Origin of the sequence: Blautia sp. AF26-2, from assembly GCF_003460955.1 — a bacterium.
Lineage (GTDB): Bacteria > Bacillota > Clostridia > Lachnospirales > Lachnospiraceae > Fusicatenibacter > Fusicatenibacter saccharivorans.
This window is the reverse complement of the sequence record NZ_QTWD01000013.1, coordinates 369-21,856: the sequence shown is the minus strand read 5'-3', so window position 1 is coordinate 21,856 and position 21,488 is coordinate 369. Positions and strand designations below refer to the sequence as shown.

Annotated in this window: 18 protein-coding genes; 14 read left to right on the top strand and 4 right to left on the bottom strand. The window is 46.5% G+C overall.

What is annotated here, in order from left to right; translation table 11 throughout:
* Nucleotides 1-10 precede the first annotated feature (10 nt).
* Together DWY63_RS15110 and DWY63_RS15105 are read right to left on the bottom strand one after the other, a co-directional pair.
* A complete protein-coding gene (locus tag DWY63_RS15110; protein ID WP_022462758.1) occupies nt 11-643 on the bottom strand; it encodes an SdpI family protein in 633 nt (210 codons plus the stop codon).
* Nucleotides 627-911, bottom strand: coding sequence for an autorepressor SdpR family transcription factor (locus DWY63_RS15105; RefSeq protein ID WP_022462759.1), 285 nt, complete (start codon nt 909-911; stop codon nt 627-629). The genes DWY63_RS15110 and DWY63_RS15105 overlap by 17 nt, the downstream gene beginning before the upstream one ends.
* A gap of 194 nt (nt 912-1,105) precedes the next feature.
* Between DWY63_RS15105 and DWY63_RS15100 the strand changes: the two genes are divergently transcribed.
* Entirely contained in the window at nt 1,106-2,287 is a 1,182-nt protein-coding gene (locus tag DWY63_RS15100; RefSeq protein ID WP_022462760.1) for an MFS transporter, read from the top strand.
* A 60-nt stretch (nt 2,288-2,347) separates the two neighbouring features.
* Here the strand turns inward: DWY63_RS15100 and DWY63_RS15095 are convergent, their stop codons facing one another.
* Together DWY63_RS15095 and pyrB are read right to left on the bottom strand one after the other, a co-directional pair.
* The gene (locus tag DWY63_RS15095) at nt 2,348-2,785 is read right to left on the bottom strand and encodes an aspartate carbamoyltransferase regulatory subunit (protein ID WP_022462761.1); all 438 of its coding nucleotides are present in this window, start codon (nt 2,783-2,785) and stop codon (nt 2,348-2,350) included.
* A gap of 19 nt (nt 2,786-2,804) precedes the next feature.
* A complete protein-coding gene (gene pyrB, locus DWY63_RS15090; RefSeq protein WP_022462762.1) occupies nt 2,805-3,725 on the bottom strand; it encodes an aspartate carbamoyltransferase in 921 nt (306 codons plus the stop codon).
* A 413-nt stretch (nt 3,726-4,138) separates the two neighbouring features.
* On the opposite strand from pyrB, the gene pheA reads away from it, so the two are divergent.
* From pheA to tnpB, 13 genes are all read left to right on the top strand, one after another.
* Entirely contained in the window at nt 4,139-5,269 is a 1,131-nt protein-coding gene (gene pheA, locus DWY63_RS15085) for a prephenate dehydratase (protein ID WP_117802552.1), read from the top strand.
* Nucleotides 5,270-5,345: 76 nt separating this feature from the next.
* The gene (locus DWY63_RS15080) at nt 5,346-6,674 is read left to right on the top strand and encodes an ATP-binding protein (protein WP_055228687.1); all 1,329 of its coding nucleotides are present in this window, start codon (nt 5,346-5,348) and stop codon (nt 6,672-6,674) included.
* Nucleotides 6,675-6,757: 83 nt separating this feature from the next.
* Nucleotides 6,758-8,299 carry a Ppx/GppA phosphatase family protein gene (locus DWY63_RS15075; RefSeq protein ID WP_055228686.1) on the top strand — a complete coding sequence of 514 codons (1,542 nt, stop codon included), beginning with the start codon at nt 6,758-6,760 and terminating at the stop codon, nt 8,297-8,299.
* Nucleotides 8,300-8,312: 13 nt separating this feature from the next.
* Nucleotides 8,313-10,499, top strand: coding sequence for an RNA degradosome polyphosphate kinase (locus tag DWY63_RS15070; protein ID WP_117802551.1), 2,187 nt, complete (start codon nt 8,313-8,315; stop codon nt 10,497-10,499).
* 620 nt (nt 10,500-11,119) lie between these two features.
* Nucleotides 11,120-12,274 (top strand): ABC transporter ATP-binding protein, encoded by a 1,155-nt coding sequence (locus DWY63_RS15065; protein ID WP_117802550.1) that lies wholly within the window; start codon nt 11,120-11,122, stop codon nt 12,272-12,274.
* A 55-nt stretch (nt 12,275-12,329) separates the two neighbouring features.
* A complete protein-coding gene (locus DWY63_RS15060) occupies nt 12,330-13,157 on the top strand; it encodes a carbohydrate ABC transporter permease (RefSeq protein ID WP_117802586.1) in 828 nt (275 codons plus the stop codon).
* 101 nt (nt 13,158-13,258) lie between these two features.
* Nucleotides 13,259-14,071 (top strand): carbohydrate ABC transporter permease, encoded by an 813-nt coding sequence (locus DWY63_RS15055; protein ID WP_416388109.1) that lies wholly within the window; start codon nt 13,259-13,261, stop codon nt 14,069-14,071.
* Nucleotides 14,072-14,124: 53 nt separating this feature from the next.
* The gene (locus DWY63_RS15050; RefSeq protein WP_117802585.1) at nt 14,125-15,543 is read left to right on the top strand and encodes an ABC transporter substrate-binding protein; all 1,419 of its coding nucleotides are present in this window, start codon (nt 14,125-14,127) and stop codon (nt 15,541-15,543) included.
* Nucleotides 15,544-16,021: 478 nt separating this feature from the next.
* Nucleotides 16,022-16,750 carry a glycerophosphodiester phosphodiesterase gene (locus DWY63_RS15045; protein ID WP_117802584.1) on the top strand — a complete coding sequence of 243 codons (729 nt, stop codon included), beginning with the start codon at nt 16,022-16,024 and terminating at the stop codon, nt 16,748-16,750.
* Entirely contained in the window at nt 16,747-17,571 is an 825-nt protein-coding gene (locus DWY63_RS15040) for an HAD-IIA family hydrolase (RefSeq protein ID WP_243001904.1), read from the top strand. The genes DWY63_RS15045 and DWY63_RS15040 overlap by 4 nt, the downstream gene beginning before the upstream one ends.
* 258 nt (nt 17,572-17,829) lie before the next feature.
* Nucleotides 17,830-19,386, top strand: coding sequence for an ABC-F family ATP-binding cassette domain-containing protein (locus tag DWY63_RS15035; RefSeq protein ID WP_117802549.1), 1,557 nt, complete (start codon nt 17,830-17,832; stop codon nt 19,384-19,386).
* Between the two features lie 324 nt (nt 19,387-19,710).
* Nucleotides 19,711-20,124, top strand: coding sequence for an IS200/IS605 family transposase (gene tnpA, locus DWY63_RS15030; protein ID WP_055222090.1), 414 nt, complete (start codon nt 19,711-19,713; stop codon nt 20,122-20,124).
* A gap of 5 nt (nt 20,125-20,129) precedes the next feature.
* Nucleotides 20,130-21,248: an IS200/IS605 family element RNA-guided endonuclease TnpB gene (gene tnpB, locus DWY63_RS15025; RefSeq protein WP_117802548.1), complete on the top strand. Its 1,119-nt coding sequence runs from the start codon at nt 20,130-20,132 to the stop codon at nt 21,246-21,248.
* Nucleotides 21,249-21,488: the final 240 nt, after the last annotated feature.

Below are 21,488 nucleotides of genomic sequence, written 5' to 3'. Positions count from 1 at the left end.
TTCTCCGGGTTTAGATTCCTTTTTTAAACAGGAGAAAGGAATATCCGATCGGAATCAAAACCAGCGCTGCGATCGTGAGAAATAAAATCCATTCAAGCTGCAGAAAGCTGTTTACGATCATGGCAACGCCGCCGATGATCCAAACCCAGCCGGCGAGGCGGTGAGTGCGGTTCCAGTTTTCCTGACTGTGAAGGGTCCATGGAACCTTGATGCCGGTTGTGTAGTTCTGTTTGCATTTTGGCATGTAATTGCCGATGAGAATAAAGAGAAGGCCGACAATCCCATTGCTAACAAAACCGATATCAACTGCGATGCCGACTGCGTTTGCGTAGATGGAGCAGCAGACGATCAGAGAGGTTACAGGTATGATCCACAGAACAAGACGGATCATCTTCGGGCCGATGTTCTGCCGCTTCGGATCAGAAAAAGTGAGAACAGCGGTAAAAATCTGCAGAGCGGCAAGAAACAGAGGAATACCGATCACTGCCATCGTTTTGCTGCTCCAGCCGTTTGGAACATTGTTTGTGCCAAAATGGGTGGCAATGGTGTCCGGCATGCGATTCCAGAGCAGAAGTCCGATCACCATCGGAAAAAGAGAAATGAGTGTTGTCAGAATCAGTGTTGTTTTATATTTTTTCCACATCAGAAGTGCCTCCTTTGAGCTCTGAAATCCAGAGCATGATTTCTTCCAGGACGGAAGTGTTGAGTTCATAATAAATAAAATTTTTCTCCCGGGATTCCAGCACAAGGTCTGCTTTTTTCAGAATACCGAGATGGTAGGAGATGGTTGCACCTGCCATATCAAAGTGCGATCCGATCTCCCCGGCAGAAAGTCTTTCGTTTTTCAGAAGCTCCAGAATCCTTCGCCGGACAGGATCGGAGAGAGCTTTAAACGTTTCTGCGAATGCCATGGAAACCTCCTTTCCGGCAGTATGAATGCAAATTAATTAGAAATTCATCTAAATACTTTTTATCACAGGGAAAGCGAAAAGTCAATAAGCATTTCGAAAAAATTCCAAATAGTTTTATTGTTGATTTTGAGTTGCTATTTTCTGCAGAATACGCTACGATAAGGGAAAAGTTGTAGAAAAAGGGGGACAAAAACATGAAAAAACACCTGTCCGTGCGCTACGGCACGATTCAGGGCTGCTACTGGATGGGATACGCGGCACTGATGGGGTATGCCAGCGTTTATCTTCTTGAAAAAGGCTTCACAAACACACAAATCGGCCTTCTGACGGCAGTTGGCTGTATCGTGTCAGCGGTTCTGCAGCCTGCGCTGGCATCCTACGCAGATCGGCCGGAAAGCCCGTCCGTACGAACAATGCTCCTTGGAGCGAACCTGATTCAGCTTGTTCTTATCATTTCCCTTGCTGCAACGGCAGAAAGCAGTTCTATGGTGGTAAGGACACTGCTGTACGGCGCAAGCATTACGATGCTGATGCTGATGATTCCGTTCGTTAATTCTCTTGGTATGGAGACGATCCGCCAGGGAGAGGAACTTGATTACGGAATCGGGCGCGGCATGGGTTCCGTTGCATATGCGATTGCATCATGGCTGCTCGGCCGGCTGACCGCATCCTTTGGAGCAGACATGATTCCGATCTGGGCTATCGCACTGACCATTCTTTTCCTCATCTGTGTATTTCGCTTTCCGTTTAAAAAGGACAGGAAAAAAGCAGAAGCAGAAAAAGAAGAGACAGGAGCAGCCGGTCCGGTCGATTTTCTGAAACGGTATCCGTCCTTCGTGGTAGTACTGCTTGGCTGCATTCTGATCTTTATGTCACATAGCCTGATTAACAGCTTCAATTATCAGATTGCAATGGCAAAAGGTGGTGGCAGCGGTGAGATGGGAAATGCGATGACCATCTCTGCAGTTTCCGAGCTGCCAACGATGTTTCTGTTCGGCTATCTGCTGAAAAAGAAGAGCAGTGTTTTCTGGCTCCGTCTCTCCGGCCTGTTTTTTGTCCTGAAAAGCATAGGAACCTTCCTGGCCTTTAATATTCCGACATACTACGCTGTTCAGCCGTTCCAGATGTTCGGCTGGGCGCTGATCAACGTCGCCTGCGTCTATTACGTGGACGGCATCATGGAGCCGCAGGATTCGATTAAAGGACAGGCATATATGGCGATGACCATCACCGCAGGAAATGTAATGAGCTCCCTGTTTGGCGGCTGGCTTATCGATGCAGCCGGTGTTGGCGCGATGCTGATCTGCGCATCTCTTGCGGCCTTCATCGGCTGGCTGATTGTGTGCCTCGGTTCGAAAGAAGCAAAAACTGCATAGGAAAGATAAAAGAAAGCGCCCGAAACCGAACGTGGTTCCGGGCGCTTTGCCGTACAGCTCTTATTTATTTCTGTTTCCTGTATACTTCTCATCACAGTATTTGCAACGGTAAACCTCTTTTTCCGGGTCAGCCAGGATAAAGACATGTTTTAATCCCTGCTCAATAGAGGTGATACAGCGCGGGTTTTTACATTTAATCACATCAACCACCTGTTTCGGCAGATGAAGTTCTTTTTTCTCCGTAATCTCGCCGTCTTTAATGACATTGACAGTGATATTGTGATCGATAAAGCCTAAGATGTCAAGATCCATCTTATCAACCGAACACTCAACTTTCAGAATGTCCTTTTTTCCCATTTTTTCACTTTTGGCATTTTTAATAATGGCTACGGTACAGTCCAGCTTGTCCAGTCCCAGATCATGGTAAATGGTCATAGCCTTTCCTGCTTTAATATGGTCGAGCACGAAGCCCTCTTCAATACGTCCTACGTTCAGCATAGCGAAAGATGCTCCTTTCTTAATCGACTTTGATGTTCAGCAGCGTCAGAATCAGGGCCATACGTGCATAAACACCGTACTGAACCTGTTTAAAGTAAGCAGCGCGCGGGTCATTATCCACGTCAACGGAGATCTCATTGACACGCGGCAGCGGATGCAGAACCAGCATTTCCGGAGAAGCAAGATCCATTTTGGACTGATCCAGAATATAGAAATCCTTCATGCGGATGTAATCATCCTCGTTGAAGAAACGTTCTTTCTGGACACGGGTCATATAAAGAACATCCAGCTTCGGGAGAACATCTTCCATTTTAATAACTTCCTCAAATGGAACATTGTTCGCCCGCAGCACATCATCACGGATGTAATCCGGGAGACGAAGCTCCTCCGGGGAGATTAATACAATTTTAATGCCGGTATAACGAACCAGCGCTTCAATCAGGGAATGAACCGTTCTGCCGAATTTAAGATCACCGCAGAAGCCGATGGTAAGATTGTTCAGGCGACCCTTTAAAGAACGGATGGTGAGAAGATCGGTAAGAGTCTGCGTCGGATGCTGATGTCCGCCATCACCTGCGTTGATCACAGGAATACGGGAGTACATCGATGCAACGAGCGGAGCGCCTTCTTTCGGATGACGCATGGCACAAATATTTGCAAAGCAGGATACCACGCGGATGGTGTCGGCTACGCTTTCACCTTTGGAAGCGGAAGAAGAATTGGCAGAAGAAAAACCAAGAACAGTACCGCCAAGATTCATCATGGCAGCCTCAAAGCTGAGACGGGTGCGTGTGCTTGGTTCATAAAATAAAGTAGCAAGTCTTTTGCCATCGCAGGCATGTGCATATTTCTCCGGGTTCTTTTCAATATCGTTCGCCAGATCCATTAACTGATCCAGTTCTTCGACCGAGAAATCAAGGGGACTCATTAAGTGTCGCATATATTACCTCCTATGAAGATCCTTATTTTTGTTACCGTTCACAGGTTCCCTGCGAACGGTAACATTCGCAGCCCTCATTTAAAGTTTTGCTTCGCAAAAGGAGGGCTGCTCACGCCTGAATCACTTTCTTACGCAGCGAAACAGCAGGTGTTTCCCTGCTGAGTGAACAGTAACTTATTTTTTCTGTGTTCCACCTTAACACAAAAACAGGATAAATGCAAGATAAAAAATGGCAGGAAAAAGGTCGAAAAGCAGAGTAATATGAAATGTGAAAAAATAAAGTGAAATAGCAGTCAAAAAGGAAAAAGATTGTACAAAAGCCGAATTTCGGAAGATCTTTTCTTGTAAATTAAACGGAGATGGAGTAAAATATTGATATCTGCAACAAATGCAGAGTATCAGGAGGACCAGATATGCTAGACTTAGGAAAAATCCGCGACGAGATCGATGCCACCGATGACGAGATCGTCCGCCTGTTCCAGCACCGGATGGCGCTGGCGGCGGAGGTTGCGCAGTACAAGATAGAGACAGGAAAAGCCGTTTTTGATGCGGAACGTGAGCGCCAGAAGCTGGAAAAGCTGACAGGCGAGGGAACAAATGCATTCAATATAAAAGGCATCCAGGAGCTGTTCCAGCAGATCATGTCGATCAGCCGGAAGCGTCAGTATCAGCTGCTGACAGAAAACGGCGGCGAGGAGATGACCGATTACACGCAGGTTGACCACCTCCCGACACACGGCAGAAGAGTTGTTTTCCAGGGTGTGGAGGGCGCCTACAGTTTCGGTGCGATGAAAGAATTTTTCGATGATACGATTACAAGCTTTCACGTAGATACCTGGAAAGAGGCGATGGAGGCGATTACGAGGGGCGAAGCCGATTATGCCGTGCTTCCGATCGAGAACTCCACAGCAGGCATTGTATCCGATATTTATGATCTTCTGGTGGAATATCCGCACTACATCGTCGGTGAGCAGGAATTGCCGGTGGAGCATGTGCTGATGGCACTGCCGGGAGCAAAGGCTGAGGAGATCCGCACCGTGATTTCCCATCCGCAGGCGCTGGCGCAGTGCCGCCGTTTCCTGGATTCCAATGAAAACTGGAAGACGGAAGAGCGTCTCAATACAGCCGCCGCTGCAAAAGAAGTATCCGAGAGCGGTGATCTTACGATGGCAGCCGTCGGAAGTCCGTACGCTGCAGAGCATTTCGGACTGCAGATCTTAAAAGAAGGTATTTTTGATGCCCAGGGAAATACGACACGCTTTGTTATCATTTCTGGGCAGAAACGCTTTGTAAAAGATGCACAGAAAATCAGCGTATGCATGGAACTGCCGCATCAGAGCGGTTCTCTTTACAACGCACTGGCACATTTTATTTACAACGATCTGAACATGACCAAAATCGAGTCCCGCCCGATTCCGCAGCGGAAATGGGAGTACCGTTTCTTCGTGGATTTCGAGGGGAACTTAAGCGATCCGGCAGTCAAAAACGCACTGCGCGGATTGCAGGCAGAATCCGCGAAATTCCGGATTTTCGGAAATTATTAATCCAGAAGAGAGGGCCGTACCAAGCGGCCTTTTCGCATAAATAAAATGAAAAATGACAGGAAGGAAGAGACAAAAGATGATTAGAATAGAAGAATGTATCCTCTACCGCGATTTCGCAGAGGGGGAGGTACTGCGCGATATGACGATACTGGTGGAGACCTACAAAAAACTGGTCAATGCTCAGATTTCCCTGAAGGACCGCCGGTTCCGTGAGAATATGAGCGCATATGAGCCGCAGTTTTATGAGGCACTGAACCGCCTTGTCGAGATGGCAAACCGCTACGGCTTCTCCGGAAATCTCTGGCACGATTATCTGACATATCTTCTGGTCAACAAAGAAAATGCATTTTCTACCTCCTGCGAGATTGTCGGAAAAGTCGAGGGAAGCATCAACCAGATGGCAAAACATGATTTTGTCCGTTTCAAAGAGCTGTTCGATTTCGATATCTGTGTTTTCGACGAAATTTTCGAATCCGGCGATGCTTCCGTCATCAGCGATTACGAGAACACCGACAGCCCGAACAAGCTGTTCAACAAAGAAGTCCGCGACCGCATCTGCGAACTGGCCATCCGTCTTGCAAAAGCAGAATCTGTCGACGAATTTATGGATGATATGATTCAGTTCTACAAAGACTTTGGAGTAGGAAAACTGGGACTGCACAAAGCATTCCGCATCGCACACGTTGGCGAAAATGTTGAGATCATCCCGATCACCAACATCCCGGATGTGCGCCTTTCCGACCTTGTCGGCTACGAAATTCCAAAGCAGAAGCTGATCGACAACACGAAAGCGTTCGTCGAGGGCAAAAAAGCCAACAACTGCCTGCTTTTTGGTGATGCCGGAACCGGAAAATCCTCCAGCATTAAAGGTATCCTGAATGAGTATTACGATCAGGGACTTCGTATGATCGAGGTTTACAAGCATCAATTCCAGGATCTGAACGAGCTGATTGCGCAGATCAAAAACAGAAATTATAAATTCATTATCTACATGGACGATCTTTCTTTCGAGGAGTTTGAGATCGAGTACAAATACCTGAAAGCTGTGATCGAGGGAGGTCTGGAAAAACGCCCGGACAATATCCTCATCTATGCGACCTCCAACCGCCGCCACCTGATCAAGGAGAACTACAGCGACAAAGAGGGAACGAGACAGGATATGCACACCTCCGATACGGTACAGGAGAAGTTGTCCCTGGTATACCGCTTCGGTGTCAGCATCTATTTCGGTGCGCCGGATAAGAAAGAGTTCCAGAAGATCGTTTCCGTTCTGGCAGACCGCTACGGCGTGAAGTTAAGCGAGGAAGAGCTTTTAGCAGAAGCAAATAAATGGGAACTGTCCCACGGCGGTCTTTCCGGCCGTACCGCACAGCAGTTTATCGATTATCTGCTCGGAAAACAGTAAAAAGAAAAAGGTCAAAAAGTCCGCTTGGTATTGGGAGCGGGATTTTTGGGATATCCTTTGAAAAAGAAAGAGGAGAAGCGTATATGCAGTATTCCACATTTGCTGCCATTGATATCGGCAGCTACGACGTCATTCTGGAGATTTTCGAGATCTCCAAAAAGCAGGGTATCCGAAGCGTGGATAAGATCTGCCATCGGATGGAGCTTGGAAAAGATACGTACACGCTGGGGAAAATCCGCCCGGAAATGGAAGAGGAGCTCTGCCGCGTGCTCGCAGATTTCGTGCGGATCATGGAGGGCTACCGCGTGGATGCTTACCGCGCCATGGCTTCGAGCGCAATCAGTGAGGCGGCGAACAGCCTCTATGTCCTTGGAAAAATCCGTCAGCTGACCGGTCTTTCCGTCACGGTTCTCTCTAACTCGGAGCAACGTTTCCTTGGCTACAAGGCGCTTGCGGCGATGGAGGACAATTTCAACAAGGTCATTGAAAAGGGAACTGCGATTCTCGACCTCGACGGCGGCAGTTTTCAGATTTCCCTGTTTGATAAGGACGCTCTTGTGACGACACAGAATATCCGTATGGGTAGTCTTCGTGTCCGTGAGCGCCTCGCCGGAATCCAGAGCGAGACGGAACACTACGAGGAGATGGTCGAGGAACTGATCTGGAATGAAGTGTCGAGCTTCAAGAAGATGTATCTGAAAGACCGCAAAATCGAAAATATCATGCTGATCGGCGATGTTTTCACCGACAGTGTCTACCAGAATATCGAGGAGAAAACGACAAAAATCATTTCCCGTGAGAATTTCAACACCTGGTATGAAAAGATCATCCGTCAGTCACCGATGGAGCTGGCTGTCAAGCTTGGCATCCCGCTGGAGAATGCTTCGCTGATGTACCCGTCCGCCGTGATCTACAAATGTCTGATCGACATGATGGAGGCAGAGCATGTATGGATCCCGGGCGTGCATATGACGCGCGGCATCGCATACGAATATGCGGAGCAGATGAAACTGCAAAAAGGAAGCCACAACTTTGAAAATGATATTCTGATGGCGGCAAAAAACATCGGAAAACGGTATGCAGTAAACCGGCCGCACGTCCAGAATCTGGAGATGACGGCGCTTGCCATGTTTGATGCGACGAAAAAGATGCACGGCATGAAAGAACGCGAGCGGCTGCTGCTTCGGATGGCGGTGATGCTGCACGATGTCGGAAAATACATCAGCCTTAATAATGTCGCGGATTCTTCCTATAATATTATCATGTCAAACGAAATCATCGGACTGTCCCATATTGAACGGGAGATGGTCGCACTGATTGCAAAATACAATACGGCAGTGCTTCCATCCTACGATGAGCTGGTGATGGAATCGTCGCTTAGTGCAGAACAGTATCTGACCGTATCGGAGTTGACAGCAATCGTCCGTCTGGCGAATGCACTAGATCGGAGTCACCTGCAGAAAATCCAGTCGATCCGCGCTGTCTTAAAGGAGAGAGAACTGCATCTGTCTCTGACGGTTGACCGTGATTTCACACTGGAGCAGGGACTGTGCCAGGATAAATTAGATTTTTTCAATGAGGTATTCAGCATACAGCCGATTATTAAGATGAAACGGCAGATGTAAGGAGGCGAACAAGATGGATGTAACACCATATAAGAAACCGGAATATTTTCGAAACCGGGAATTGAGCTGGATCAGCTTCGACGAGCGTGTTTTAAACGAGGCGCGGGATAAGAGTATTCCGCTGTTTGAACGTCTGAAATTTATCAGCATTACCTCCTCCAATCTGGATGAGTTTTATATGGTCCGTGTGGCTTCACTAAAAGACCAGGTGCATGCAAACTATACGAAAAAGGATCTGTCCGGCATGGATGCGAAGGAGCAGCTTACCGAGATCAGCAAACGGACGCATGAGCTAGTGCAGCTGCAGTACAATACGTACAATCGCTCGGCGGTTCCGTCTCTGGAGCACGTTGGCCTTACGATTATCAGTGAGCACGAGAAGCTGACGAAGGAGCAGGCGGAGTATGTGGATTCCTATTTTGAGGAAAACATTTACCCGGTTCTGACCCCGATGGCCATGGATTCGGCCCGCCCGTTCCCGTTGATCCGGAACAAAACATTGAATATCGGTGCACTGGTGCAGAAGAAAGAGGATTCGCTTCTGAGCCGTGCGGAGGATAAGAAAGAGAAGAAAGGCAAGGAGAAGGAAAAGGAGAAAGAACTGGAATTTGCGACGGTTCAGGTTCCTTCGGTACTGCCGCGTTTTATTCTGCTTCCGCAGGATGAAAAGACGGGACAGCGGTATGTGATTCTTCTGGAGGAGATCATCGAGCGGAACATTGGAAAGCTGTTCTTAAGCTACGATGTGGTCTGCGCGCATCCGTACCGTGTTATGCGAAATGCAGATCTTTCGATCGATGAGGATGAGGCTTCCGACCTGTTAAAAGAGATCCAGAAGCAGCTTAAAAAACGTCAGTGGGGCGAAGTGATCCGTCTGGAAGTGGAAGATAAGATGGATAAGCGGCTCCTGAAGATGCTGGAAAAAGAGTTTGACATCGATGAAGACGACCTGTTCCGGATTCCGGGACCGCTCGATCTGACGTTTTTAATGAAAATGTATGGGCTCGACGGCTTTGATGAGTATAAAATTCCAAAATACATTCCAGCAGCAGTTCCGGCGCTGATGAATGAGGATGACATTTTTACAAACATCCGAAAAGGAGACATCTTACTGCATCATCCTTATATGACGTTTGATCCGGTCGTGCAATTTGTACAACAGGCAGCAAAGGATCCGGATGTACTGGCAATCAAACAGACGCTGTACCGTGTGAGCGGCAATTCTCCGATTATCGCGGCACTGGCGCAGGCGGCGGAAAACGGCAAGCAGGTTTCCGTACTGGTGGAATTAAAGGCACGGTTCGACGAAGAAAACAATATTGTCTGGGCGAAGATGCTGGAAAAGGCGGGATGCCATGTGATTTATGGTCTTCTGGGACTGAAAACACACAGTAAGATTACACTGGTGGTTCGGCGCGAGGAGACAGGCATTCGCAGATATGTACATCTTGGCACGGGAAACTATAACGATTCTACGGCAAAGCTGTATACGGACTGTGGCCTGTTGACATGCAATGCAAAGATCGGTGAGGATGCAACAGCAGTATTTAACATGCTTTCGGGCTATTCGGAGCCGGATCACTGGAACAAACTGGTGGTTGCGCCACTCTGGATGAAAGACAGATTCCTGCATCTGATTGCTATGGAGGAGGAACACGCGAAGAAGGGACAGAAAGCGCATATTATTGCGAAGATGAACTCGTTATGCGACCGCGATATTATTGCGGCGCTTTACAGTGCTTCGGCAGCCGGAGTAAAGATTGACCTGATTATCCGGGGAATCTGTTGTCTGAAGGTTGGAATCCCGGGTGTCAGCGAGAATATTACCGTTCGCTCGATTGTCGGCAATTTCCTGGAACATGCGCGGATTTTCTACTTCTACAGTGGTGGAAATGAAGAGGTGTTTATGGGAAGCGCGGACTGGATGCCGCGAAATCTGGAAAAACGGGTGGAGATCGTGTTCCCGGTTGAGGATGAGCAGATCAAGAAAGAAGTAATGCATATTCTTGATATCCAGATGAAGGATAATGTGAAAGCCAGTATTTTACAGGCAGACGGAACGTATACAAAGCCGGATAAGCGCGGAAAGATGCTGGTGAATTCACAGGAGTATTTCTGCAGGGAGGCAACGGAAAGAGCGGAAAAACCAAAAGAACAGGAAAACAGCAGGGTGTTTGTGCCGGCGGAACCGGTGGAATAGGCTCTGAGGTGGGGACGGACGCCCCGTAACGCACACAAGGGTGATGCGCGGTTTCGGGAGCTAGTAATTCTAAGGCTCTGTCATTTTGCTAAAACCATGCGCCAAAAATCAAAACTCGCTGTCGCTCAGACAGTTGATTTTTGGCGCATAACGCAAAATACCAGAACCTAAGAATTACACGCTCCCTGCAAATGCGCACCACCCTTGTGTGCGTTACGGGGCTGTGCGAAGGACGGACACGAATGTGGGCGCGGGAGCGCCCACTGCGTTGAGATGAGAGAAGAATATAGATATTGTGATGAAAAAGTGCGGTGACTTTGATAGTTACGGCCCTTTTTTTGTGTGTCAAAATAATCTGTCTGGTATTGGGAAGAGGAATGGCTATTCAGAACTCGTTTTGAAAATTGGTTTTGCGGGTGATTTTCGGGGATTTTACAAAGAGTGATCCGGAAAAATGGCTGGAAAAGAAGGGGATGGAGACGGAGATAAGGGAAAATGTGGACATTTTTTGTAAAGTAACCGGTTATTTTATTAACGGGTATTTTACAAAGCGGTGGTAGTGGGCTTTACGGAAGGAAAGGTATAATGAATCTCGACAAGACGAGGAGGAAGAAAAACGAATGTCAAATATTGTGTTGAAGAATGTCTGTAAATCTTATGATAAGGAACATTATGCGGTTCAGGATTTTTCGCTTGAAATACCGGATCGGGAGTTTGTGATTTTTGTTGGACCTTCCGGCTGCGGAAAATCGACGACGCTTCGGATGATTGCCGGTCTTGAGGAGATTACGAGCGGGGAGCTCTGGATCGATGGACAGCTTTGTAATTATGTAGAAGCAAAGGATCGCGATCTTTCGATGGTATTTCAGAACTACGCGCTTTATCCGAATATGACGGTATATGAAAACATGGCGTTTTCTATGAAAATCCGGAAACAGCCCAAGGATGAAGTTGATAAAAAGGTACATGAAGCAGCTAAAATGCTTGGAATTGAGCATTTACTTGACCGGAGACCGGCAGCACTTTCCGGCGGTCAGAAACAAAGAGTTGCGATTGGAAGTGCAATTATGAGACGGCCGAAAGCATTTTTAATGGATGAGCCGCTTTCGAACCTGGATGCGAAGCTGCGGGCACAGATGCGGGTGGAGCTGGCAAAATTACATAAGGAACTGAAAACGACGGTGATTTATGTTACACATGACCAGACGGAGGCGATGACGCTTGGTACAAAAATTATTGTTATGAAAGACGGTGTTGTGCAGCAGGCGGATACACCGGGGCAGATTTACCGCCATCCGGCAAACAAATTTGTGGCCGGTTTTATCGGAGCTCCGAGTATGAATTTTATGGAAACGATGGTGACGGAAAGAAACGGAGCGGTTTATCTGGAGGCAGACGGAGGAGTTACCCTTCGTGCAAAAGGAGAGAACGAAATGGTGCTTCGTCGCGCTTATCTCGGAAAAATGGTGATCTTAGGTCTGAGACCGGAGGATTTACAGGACGAAACAACCGCTTCCGCACATCGGATCTGTTACGAAGAGAATCAGTTGAAGGCATTTGTTGACCTGCGGGAGATGATCGGTGCAGAAGCGTATCTGCATATGAATACCGGAAAAAATCTGATTACAGCAAGAGTGCCTTCCGAGGTGCCGGTTACTGTAAAGGAAAGCATTACATTGTATGCAGATATGGAGAAAGCACAGATCTTTGATCCGTTTACAGAAGAAAATATTTTATCTCTGCCGGTTGAAAAAGAAGAACGTGCAACAGCATAAGAAGGAGCAAGAAGTGAAAAAAGTAATCGAAAAGTGTAAAAAAGCAGAAGTTTATATGTATCTAATCCCGAGTATGGTGATCTTTAGCATCTTTCTGTTTTATCCGTTTTTTAAAACCATTTATCTGAGCCTGTATAAGACAAACAAGCTTGGAGAAGCGAAATTGTATGTGGGACTGGACAACTATAAAAGCTTATTATCGAATCCATCCTTTTACAACGGTCTCTGGGTTACACTGGAATTTGTGGCGATTGTTGTAGTCGGAAGTATGGCGCTTGGCCTTCTGGGAGCAGTTCTTTGCAGCAAGGCTTTCCCGGGAATCCGGGTATTCAGTACTTCCTATGCACTCCCAATGGCAGTAGCATCGAGCTCAGGCGCCATGATTTTCAAGATTATTTTAAATCCCACGATCGGTATCGTAAACAAATTGCTGCATGTGAGCATTAACTGGGTCAGTGATCCGAAATATGCGCTGATCTGTGTGGCTGTCCTTACGGCATGGCTGAACAGTGGCATCAATTTCCTGTATTTTTCGGCGGGACTTGGAAACATTGATGATTCGATTTATGAGCGTGCTTCTGTAGATGGAGCGAATGCAGTACAGAAATTTTTTAAGCTGACACTGCCGGGGCTTTCTCCGATCATGTTCTACACACTGGTTGTTAACATTATTCAGGCATTCCAGTCATTCGGACAGGTGAAAATCCTGACACAGGGAGGACCGGGAGAATCCACGAACCTGATTGTATATTCGATATACCGTGATGCGTTTTTTAATTACCGGTTTGGAAGCGCAGCCGCACAGTCCGTTGTTTTGTTTCTGATTGTCATGGCGCTTACCCTGGTTATGTTCCGCATGGAAAAGAGAGGAGTAAAATACTGATGTCTACAATAGCAACTACGATTGCCGGACCAAAAACTTATTCTGCAGAGGAGCTGCAGGCACTGCATCTGGCAATGAATGCAAAAGCAAAAAGAAAGAAAATGCTTCAGAAAACAGCGTTGGTTACCATGAACCTGATCGTTTGTCTGTTTATGCTGTTTCCGCTGCTTTATACCATCAGTGTAGCGTTTATGCCGTCCGGCGAGCTTTACACAATGGCAATGAACATCGTGCCAAAACATCCGACGCTGGAAAATTTCGTGGAAGCATTTCATAAAATTCCGCTGGTACGCTTTGTCCTGAACTCATTTTTGGTTGCGGGCAGCATTACGCTGGGTCAGATTGTAACATGTTCTCTTGCGGCATTTGCCTTCTCTTTCCTGAATTTCAAAGGAAAAAATGTTCTGTTTATGCTGGTCATGGCGACCATGATGGTGCCGGGTGAGGCAACCATTATTTCCAATTATCTGACAGTAGGAAGTCTCGGATTGCTCGATACCTATATTGTTCTGATCCTGCCTTCTCTTACCTCTGCAATGGGAATTTTCCTGTTCCGCCAGTTCTACATGACCTTTCCGATTTCGCTTTATGAATCGGCGAAGCTGGACGGCTGCGGGAATCTGCGGTTTATCGTAAAAATCCTGATGCCGCTGACAAAGTCAGCAATGGGAGCAATGGCGGTTTACACCTTTATCAATGCATGGAATATGTACATGTGGCCGCTGCTGGTTACAGGTTCGGACAGCAAGCGTACCGTACAGATTGGTATCAGTATGCTGAACAGCGTCGACGCACAGTCGATTACCCTGATGCTGGCGGGCGTGGTAATGATTATCATTCCATCCATTTCCATCTTTATCGTAGGCCAGAAGGCCTTAATCAAAGGAATGTTTTCAGGAGCAGTCAAGGGCTGATTCCTGTGACAGAAAAAAGAATAGAAAACTGTATGAAAAACGAGGAGAAAAAAATGAAGAAAAAAGTGATTGCATCGATTCTTGCGGCTTCTATGGCAGCTATGGCGCTTACTGGATGTGGAGGCGGAAAAACAACGAGTGAGGCACAGGGTGCAACAACGGATGAAACCACAGCCAGCACAGAGGCAGGAAGTACGGCAGATGGCGCAGAAGCACCGGATTTAAACCAGGATACGAAGGGAACCACGATTACCTTCTGGCATTCCATGGGCGGTGTCAATGGCGAGGCAATGGATTATCTTGTCAATAAATTCAATGAAGAGAATACCGATGGCATTACCGTTGAGGCGGTTTATCAGGGAGAATATGATGATACGATTAACAAACTGAAAAGTGCACAGATCGGAAATATGGGAGCAGACCTGGTACAGATTTATGATATCGGAACACGCTTTATGATTGATTCCGGCTGGGTCATTCCGATGCAGGAGCTGATTAATGCAGATGGCTATGACATTTCCCAGATCGAGCCGAATATCGCTGCTTATTATACGGTAAACAATGAGCTGTACTCGATGCCATTCAATTCGTCCACACCGATTCTGTATTACAACAAAGATATGTTTGAAAAAGCAGGGATCACTGAGGTTCCGACAAGCCTGGAAGGAATTCTTGCTATCGGTGATGATCTGAAAACAAAGGGCGGAGCCGGTGAACCGCTGGCACTCTCCATCTATGGATGGTATTTCGAACAGTGGCTCTGTAAACAGGGACTTTCCTATGCGGATAATGGAAATGGCCGTGATGCCGCTGCTACTGCAGTTGAATTTGATTCCAACGGCGGAGCGCTCAACATCTTAAATGAGTGGAAAGCCCTGAACGATGCCGACGTTGCACCAAACGTAGGCCGTGCCGGAAGTGATACCGCAACGACAGACTTTACTTCCGGAAAAGCAGCGATCACCCTTGGCTCTACCGCATCTCTGAAGCAGATTTTACAGGATGTCAATGGAAGCTTCGAAGTTGGAACCGCATATTTCCCGACAATCAAGGACGGCGATGAGGGCGGTGTTTCCATCGGAGGAGCATCTCTCTGGGCATTGAACAACAACGATGATGCAAAAGCAGCAGCTACCTGGAAATTTATTAAATTCCTGATTTCCCCGGAATCTCAGGCATACTGGAATGCCGAGACGGGTTACTTCCCAGTAACAACAGCTGCTGATGAGGAGCAGACCTTTAAAGATAATGTAGAACAGTATCCGCAGTTCCAGACCGCAATCGACCAGCTGCACGATTCCAAGCCGCAGTACGCCGGCGCACTTCTCTCTGTATTCCCGGAGGCAAGACAGATTGTGGAAACAGAAATCGAGAATATGATCAACGGAAACGAGACTCCGGAGAAAGCAGTAGAATCAATGGCTTCCCAGATCAACAGCTCCATCGAGGACTATAATCTGGTAAATGAATAAGAGACAGGCTTTACAAAAATAAGATTTCGTCCTATAGTGAAGAAAAACGAGTTCCCAAAGCGTGTTTGAACGGTTTCTATGAAGGGGAAGATCCGAGTTACGGAAATGATTTTTCAGATATGACTGGAAATGCGTCGGAGACAAAAATCCGGCGTGTTTCCGGATTTATAGTAAGCCGCCAAATAATGCAAAAGAGTCAGTACCGCTTTTTTTAACCGAATCAAGTAAGTCCCCTGCTTCCATTGCGTGAAGCAATAAGCAGTGGGTGGGGACTTGCTTGTATCAGGAGGAGTGCAAGCTCCTTCTGATAAACTGCGGAGCAGTTATTCGGTTATGAGCAAGTAGCAAAGCGGATTGCGAATATCCGCTTGACTTATTTTCAGGGTTTACGATAAAAGAAAAAAGCTGCAGCCGGGAAAAAAGATAGAAAAGAGTGCAGGTTTGGAAATGGGAACGGAAAATGGAGGACAGATACGAGATGAAAACAAAAGTATGGGCACACAGAGGAGCCAGTGCATATGCACCGGAAAATACACTGGAAGCGTTTCTTCTTGCAGCAGAGCAGGGAGCAGACGGTGTGGAACTGGATGTACAGCTGACAAAAGATGGCGAGATGGTTGTTGTCCACGATGAGGAAATCGACCGGGTCAGTGACGGAAGCGGATTTGTCAAAGATTATACGCTTGCGGAATTAAAGATCCTGAACTTTAATAAGACACATCCGGAGTATCAGGATGTAAAAATTCCGACGCTTCGCGAAGTATATGAAGCATTAAAACCAACGGGAATGACGATCAATGTCGAGCTGAAAACCGGTATTTTCTGGTATAAAGACCTGGAAAAAAAGGTACTCGAGCTGACAAAAGAGATGGAGATGGAAGATCGCGTGATTTATTCTTCCTTTAACCATTACAGCATTGCAAAAATTCTGGAACTGGATCCGAAAGCCAGCACCGGCATCCTCTACGCAGATATTATTTATGATGTCGTGAATTATGCGAAAAAAATCGGAACAGGAGCTCTTCATCCGGCAACCTTTCATGTGCAGATGGCAGACTTTCTTCAGCGGTATGTGGAAAGCGATCTTGCTGTGCATGTATGGACGGTCAATGATAAGGCGGAGATCGAGCGTCTGATGGAGGCCGGTGTTGACGCAGTCATCACCAATTATCCGGATGTGGCCGTTTCCTGCCGCAACGCGAAGTGATACCGATTGGAGAAAAAAAGCTGTTCCTTTTGGATATCGACGGAACCATCTGCGTGGGGAACCGTCTGATTCCGGGAGCAGACCGGTTTTTAAACGGACTGTCCGAGTACGGTGGAGATTATGTGTTTATCACAAATAATACGACGATGAGCGTAGCAGATTACCGGAAAAAATTTGCAAAGCTGGGCATCCCGACAACAAGCGCGAACTTTCTGACGGCTTCTGTTGCAACAGCGCATTATCTGAAGCAGAAATATGGATCCCGTCCCGTCTATGTGCTGGGAACGGACTCTCTGATCCGGGAATTGGAGAGCTTCGGTGTGTGTACCACCCACGATCCGGAGAAAGAAGGAATTGCATGTGTGCTTGCAAGCTATGACAATGAACTGACGTATCAAAAACTGACGGATATCTGTCGGCTGTTGACAGAGCGCCCGGAGCTCGATTACGCTGCAACGAACCCGGACTATGCTTGTCCGATTGAATTCGGCTACGTGCCGGATTGCGGTTCCATCTGCGAGATGATCGGACATGCGGTCCACCGCATGCCGACTTATATCGGAAAACCAGGTACACGGATGGTTGAGATGGCACTTGATATGACAGGCAGAACCCGCGATGAGGCTGTTCTTGTGGGAGACCGTCTCTATACGGACATTGCGTGCGCCAACATGGCGGGCATTTCTGCAGCACTTGTGCTTTCCGGCGAATCTACGCGTGAAGAAATGCAGAATTCGCAGTATATTGTGGAGTATATGTATCCATCCGTAAAAGAAATGTATTCGGAGTGGGTGTACGGACAAAAAAAGAAATGTTCTTAAAATTCCGAAACGGTTATGGTTTTGGAACAAAAAAACAGAAAGAAGAATTCTGAGAGGAGAACCTTTTTCCGAAGGAGTTCTTCTTTTTTGTTGCGGAAAAGGATACTTTCCGGATACGGGATAAAAGCCTGGGACGGTATAGAAAAAGCTTGCCAAAAGAGGGAATTTCCCTATATAATGATTCAGACTATAATATGAAAAAGAAAACGGTCAGGAGATCGGAAAATTCCAATACAACAGAAGAAGGAGAATTTATGCATGAGTATTTTAAATGTAGAACATCTGTCCCACGGCTTCGGCGACCGTGCGATTTTTGAAGATGTATCGTTCCGCCTGCTAAAGGGGGAGCACATCGGTCTGGTAGGTGCAAATGGCGAGGGAAAATCAACCTTTATGAACATCATCACCGGAAAGCTGATGCCGGATGAGGGAAAGGTTGAGTGGGCAAAAAACGTCCGTGTCGGCTATCTGGACCAGCATACCGTTCTGGAAAAAGGTATGACGATCCGTGATGTGTTAAAAAGTGCTTTTTCCTGGTTGTACGAGATGGAAGAGCGGATGAACACGATCTGCGATTCCATGGGCGATGCCTCCGAGGACGAGCTGAATGCAATGATGGAAGAACTCGGCGTGATCCAGGAGATGATGGATGCACATGATTTTTATATTCTGGATTCCAGAATAGAAGAGATTGGCCGTGCGCTTGGTCTTGAAGAGATCGGTCTCGAACGCGATGTCACCGAACTTTCCGGCGGACAGAGAACGAAGGTACTTCTGGCAAAATTACTTTTGGAAAAACCGGACATCCTTCTTTTGGATGAGCCGACCAACTACCTGGATGTGGAACATATCACTTGGCTGAAACGATACCTTGAAGAGTATGAAAATGCCTTCATTCTGATCTCTCACGATATTCCATTCCTGAACAGTGTTGTCAATCTGATCTATCATATGGAAAACAAAGAGCTGAATCGTTATGTTGGTGATTACGATCACTTCCAGGAGGTTTATGCGGTCAAAAAAGCGCAGAAGGAAGCTGCCTATAACCGTCAGCAGCAGGAGATCAGTGAACTGAAGGATTTCGTGGCACGAAACAAAGCCCGTGTGGCAACCAGAAATATGGCTATGTCACGGCAGAAGAAGCTGGATAAGATGGATGTGATCGAGCTTGCGAAAGAAAAACCAAAGCCGGAATTTCATTTCCGCACTGCGCGCACTTCGGGCCGCTTCGTTGTGACTGCAAAAGAACTTGTGATCGGCTATGAAGAACCGCTCTCCAGACCGCTGACCTTTGCGATCGAGCGTGGCGAAAAGATCGTGCTCACCGGTGCCAACGGAATTGGAAAAACAACGCTCTTAAAGAGTATCCTCGGTTTGATCCCGTCCCTTGGCGGAGACGTGGAGCTTGGCGATTATCTGGAAATCGGATATTTCGAGCAGGAAATGCCAAAAGGCAACACCAACAGCTGTATCCAGGAAATCTGGGAAGAATTTCCATCCTATACTCAGTATGAAGTCCGTGCAGCGCTTGCCAAATGCGGTCTTACCACACAGCACATTGAAAGCCTGGTGCGTGTGCTCTCAGGAGGAGAACAGGCAAAAGTTCGCCTCTGTAAACTGATCAATCGCGAAACCAATCTTCTTGTCCTCGATGAGCCGACCAACCATCTCGATGTAGACGCAAAAGAGGAGTTAAAAAACGCACTGAAAGAGTACAAAGGAACTGTTCTTATGGTCTGCCATGAGCCGGAATTTTATGATGGCCTGGCAACCAGCGTATGGGACTGCTCGGAGTGGACGACGAAAGTGATTTAATCGAATCAAGCAAGTCCCCTGCTTCCATTGCGTGGAGCAATAAGCAGTGGGTTGGGACTTGTTTGTATCAGGAGTGGTACAAGTCACTCCTGATAAGCTGCGAAGCAGTTATTCGGTTATGAGCAAGTAGCGAAACGGATTGCGAATATCCGCTTGACTAATAATAAGAAGAAAAGTCAGCAGAAAACGGACTTTTATCCTCTTTCAGCAAGAAGACTCCGACCTCTAAGGTGGGAGATGAATTGCGTCCGTTACCTTCTTGATAGTGGGTTCTAATCATGGTATAATAGAATCAGTCGAATGGCAGAAAGGGGTCGAAATACAATGGATTTGGATAATAATGCACATTCAGTGTTTTTGCTGCACTATCATCTTGTTCTTGTGGTTAAGTACCGCAGACAGGTTTTTGATGACGCAATTTCCGGCAGGGCAAAAGAGATCTTTGCGTATATTGCTCCAAATTACAATATCACCCTTGAAGAATGGAATCACGATAAAGACCATGTGCATATACTTTTCAAGGCGCATCCAAATACAGAAATAAGCAAGTTCATAAACGCATATAAAAGTGCAAGCAGCAGACTTCTGAAAAAAGAATTTCCACAGATAAAGCAAAAATTATGGAAAGAACATTTCTGGAGCCAGAGTTTTTGCCTGCTCACAACGGGCGGTGCCCCGATGGAAGTAATCAAAAAATACATTGAAAGTCAGGGACAAACGGATCGAAAAAGGAAGTGACCAACATGGCAAACAAAGCATATAAATTCAGAATATACCCCGATGATGTGCAGAAAGTTTTGTTTGCCAGAACGTTCGGCTGTGTCCGAATGGTGTACAACCATTGGCTTGCCAGAAAAATCAGGCAGTATGAGGAGGACAAAACCGCGGTAACTTACACGGTTTGTGCAAAAGAAATGGCTGAAATGAAGAAAACAGAAGCATACGCATTTTTGAGGGAAGTAGACAGTGTCGCATTACAACAATCGCTTCGGCATCTTGATACGGCATTTCAGAATTTTTTCAAACAGCCGAAGACAGGTTTTCCAAAGTTTAAATCTAAAAAACAGAATAAAAAGAGCTATTCAACGATCTGTATCAACGGAAACATTGCCATATTGAATGGATATTTGAAATTGCCGAAAGCCGGCCAAGTCCGGTTAAAACAACACAGAGCTGTTCCGAAAGAATACAAATTAAAATCTGTAACAGTAAGCCAGACACCAGGCGGAAAATATTATGCAAGTATTCTTTTTGAGTATGAAAATCAAGTACAGGAAAAAGAGATGCAGAGTTTTCTGGGGTTAGATTTTTCCATGCATGAATTATATCGTGACAGCAACGGGAATGAACCTGCATATCCGAAGTATTACAGGAATGTAGAGGAAAAATTAGTGAGGGAGCAGCGCAGACTTTCCAAAATGCAGAAAGGTTCGAACAACCGTAGCAAGCAGAGAATCAAGGTGGCAAAACTCCACGAAAAGGTTTCCAGTCAACGAAAGGATTTTCTGCATAAGCTGTCAAGGCAGCTAGCAAATGCTTATGATTGTGTATGTATAGAATCCCTAGATATGAAAGCAATGTCACAGATGCTGAACTTTGGAAAATCTGTTTCAGATAACGGGTGGGGAATGTTCACAGGGTTCTTGAAATACAAACTTGAGGAACAGGGTAAAAAACTTGTGAAGGTGGACAAATTTTTCGCCAGCAGTCAGATTTGTTCAGTTTGTGGTTACAGGAACGCAGAGACAAGAAAACTTGCGGTCAGAGAGTGGGATTGTCCGCAGTGCGGAACCCATCACGACAGAGATGTAAATGCGGCTGTTAATATCAGAAATGAGGGAATGCGGCTGGTAGTGGCATGACCGTAACGTAATATAATAAAACCGTGGGACACACGGGGATAGCTCGCCTATGCTTAGCACATTGGTGCTATCGAACGAGAACCAAACCTACCGAGGTTAGGGAAGCCCCCACCTCTACAGGTGGTGGAGGATGTCACAGAAAGTGTTTTCTGTTGATTTTTTGCATTTAACAAGTAGTTAGATAAAAGAATGAATATACAGAATTAACTATATTTTTCTAAAAATAAGAAAATTCGAAAA

Bases quoted from the DNA above. Each gene is read 5' to 3' on its own strand.
- DWY63_RS15095 (WP_022462761.1), bottom strand. From the start codon at position 2,785: ATGCTGAACGTAGGACGTATTGAAGAGGGCTTCGTGCTCGACCATATT.
- DWY63_RS15100 (WP_022462760.1), top strand. From the start codon at position 1,106: ATGAAAAAACACCTGTCCGTGCGCTACGGCACGATTCAGGGCTGCTAC.
- tnpB (WP_117802548.1), top strand. From the start codon at position 20,130: ATGGCAAACAAAGCATATAAATTCAGAATATACCCCGATGATGTGCAG.
- DWY63_RS15070 (WP_117802551.1), top strand. From the start codon at position 8,313: ATGGATGTAACACCATATAAGAAACCGGAATATTTTCGAAACCGGGAA.
- DWY63_RS15110 (WP_022462758.1), bottom strand. From the start codon at position 643: ATGTGGAAAAAATATAAAACAACACTGATTCTGACAACACTCATTTCT.
- DWY63_RS15045 (WP_117802584.1), top strand. From the start codon at position 16,022: ATGAAAACAAAAGTATGGGCACACAGAGGAGCCAGTGCATATGCACCG.
- DWY63_RS15050 (WP_117802585.1), top strand. From the start codon at position 14,125: ATGAAGAAAAAAGTGATTGCATCGATTCTTGCGGCTTCTATGGCAGCT.
- DWY63_RS15065 (WP_117802550.1), top strand. From the start codon at position 11,120: ATGTCAAATATTGTGTTGAAGAATGTCTGTAAATCTTATGATAAGGAA.
- DWY63_RS15035 (WP_117802549.1), top strand. From the start codon at position 17,830: ATGAGTATTTTAAATGTAGAACATCTGTCCCACGGCTTCGGCGACCGT.
- pyrB (WP_022462762.1), bottom strand. From the start codon at position 3,725: ATGCGACACTTAATGAGTCCCCTTGATTTCTCGGTCGAAGAACTGGAT.
- DWY63_RS15075 (WP_055228686.1), top strand. From the start codon at position 6,758: ATGCAGTATTCCACATTTGCTGCCATTGATATCGGCAGCTACGACGTC.
- tnpA (WP_055222090.1), top strand. From the start codon at position 19,711: ATGGATTTGGATAATAATGCACATTCAGTGTTTTTGCTGCACTATCAT.
- DWY63_RS15060 (WP_117802586.1), top strand. From the start codon at position 12,330: ATGTATCTAATCCCGAGTATGGTGATCTTTAGCATCTTTCTGTTTTAT.
- DWY63_RS15055 (WP_416388109.1), top strand. From the start codon at position 13,259: ATGCTTCAGAAAACAGCGTTGGTTACCATGAACCTGATCGTTTGTCTG.
- pheA (WP_117802552.1), top strand. From the start codon at position 4,139: ATGCTAGACTTAGGAAAAATCCGCGACGAGATCGATGCCACCGATGAC.
- DWY63_RS15105 (WP_022462759.1), bottom strand. From the start codon at position 911: ATGGCATTCGCAGAAACGTTTAAAGCTCTCTCCGATCCTGTCCGGCGA.
- DWY63_RS15080 (WP_055228687.1), top strand. From the start codon at position 5,346: ATGATTAGAATAGAAGAATGTATCCTCTACCGCGATTTCGCAGAGGGG.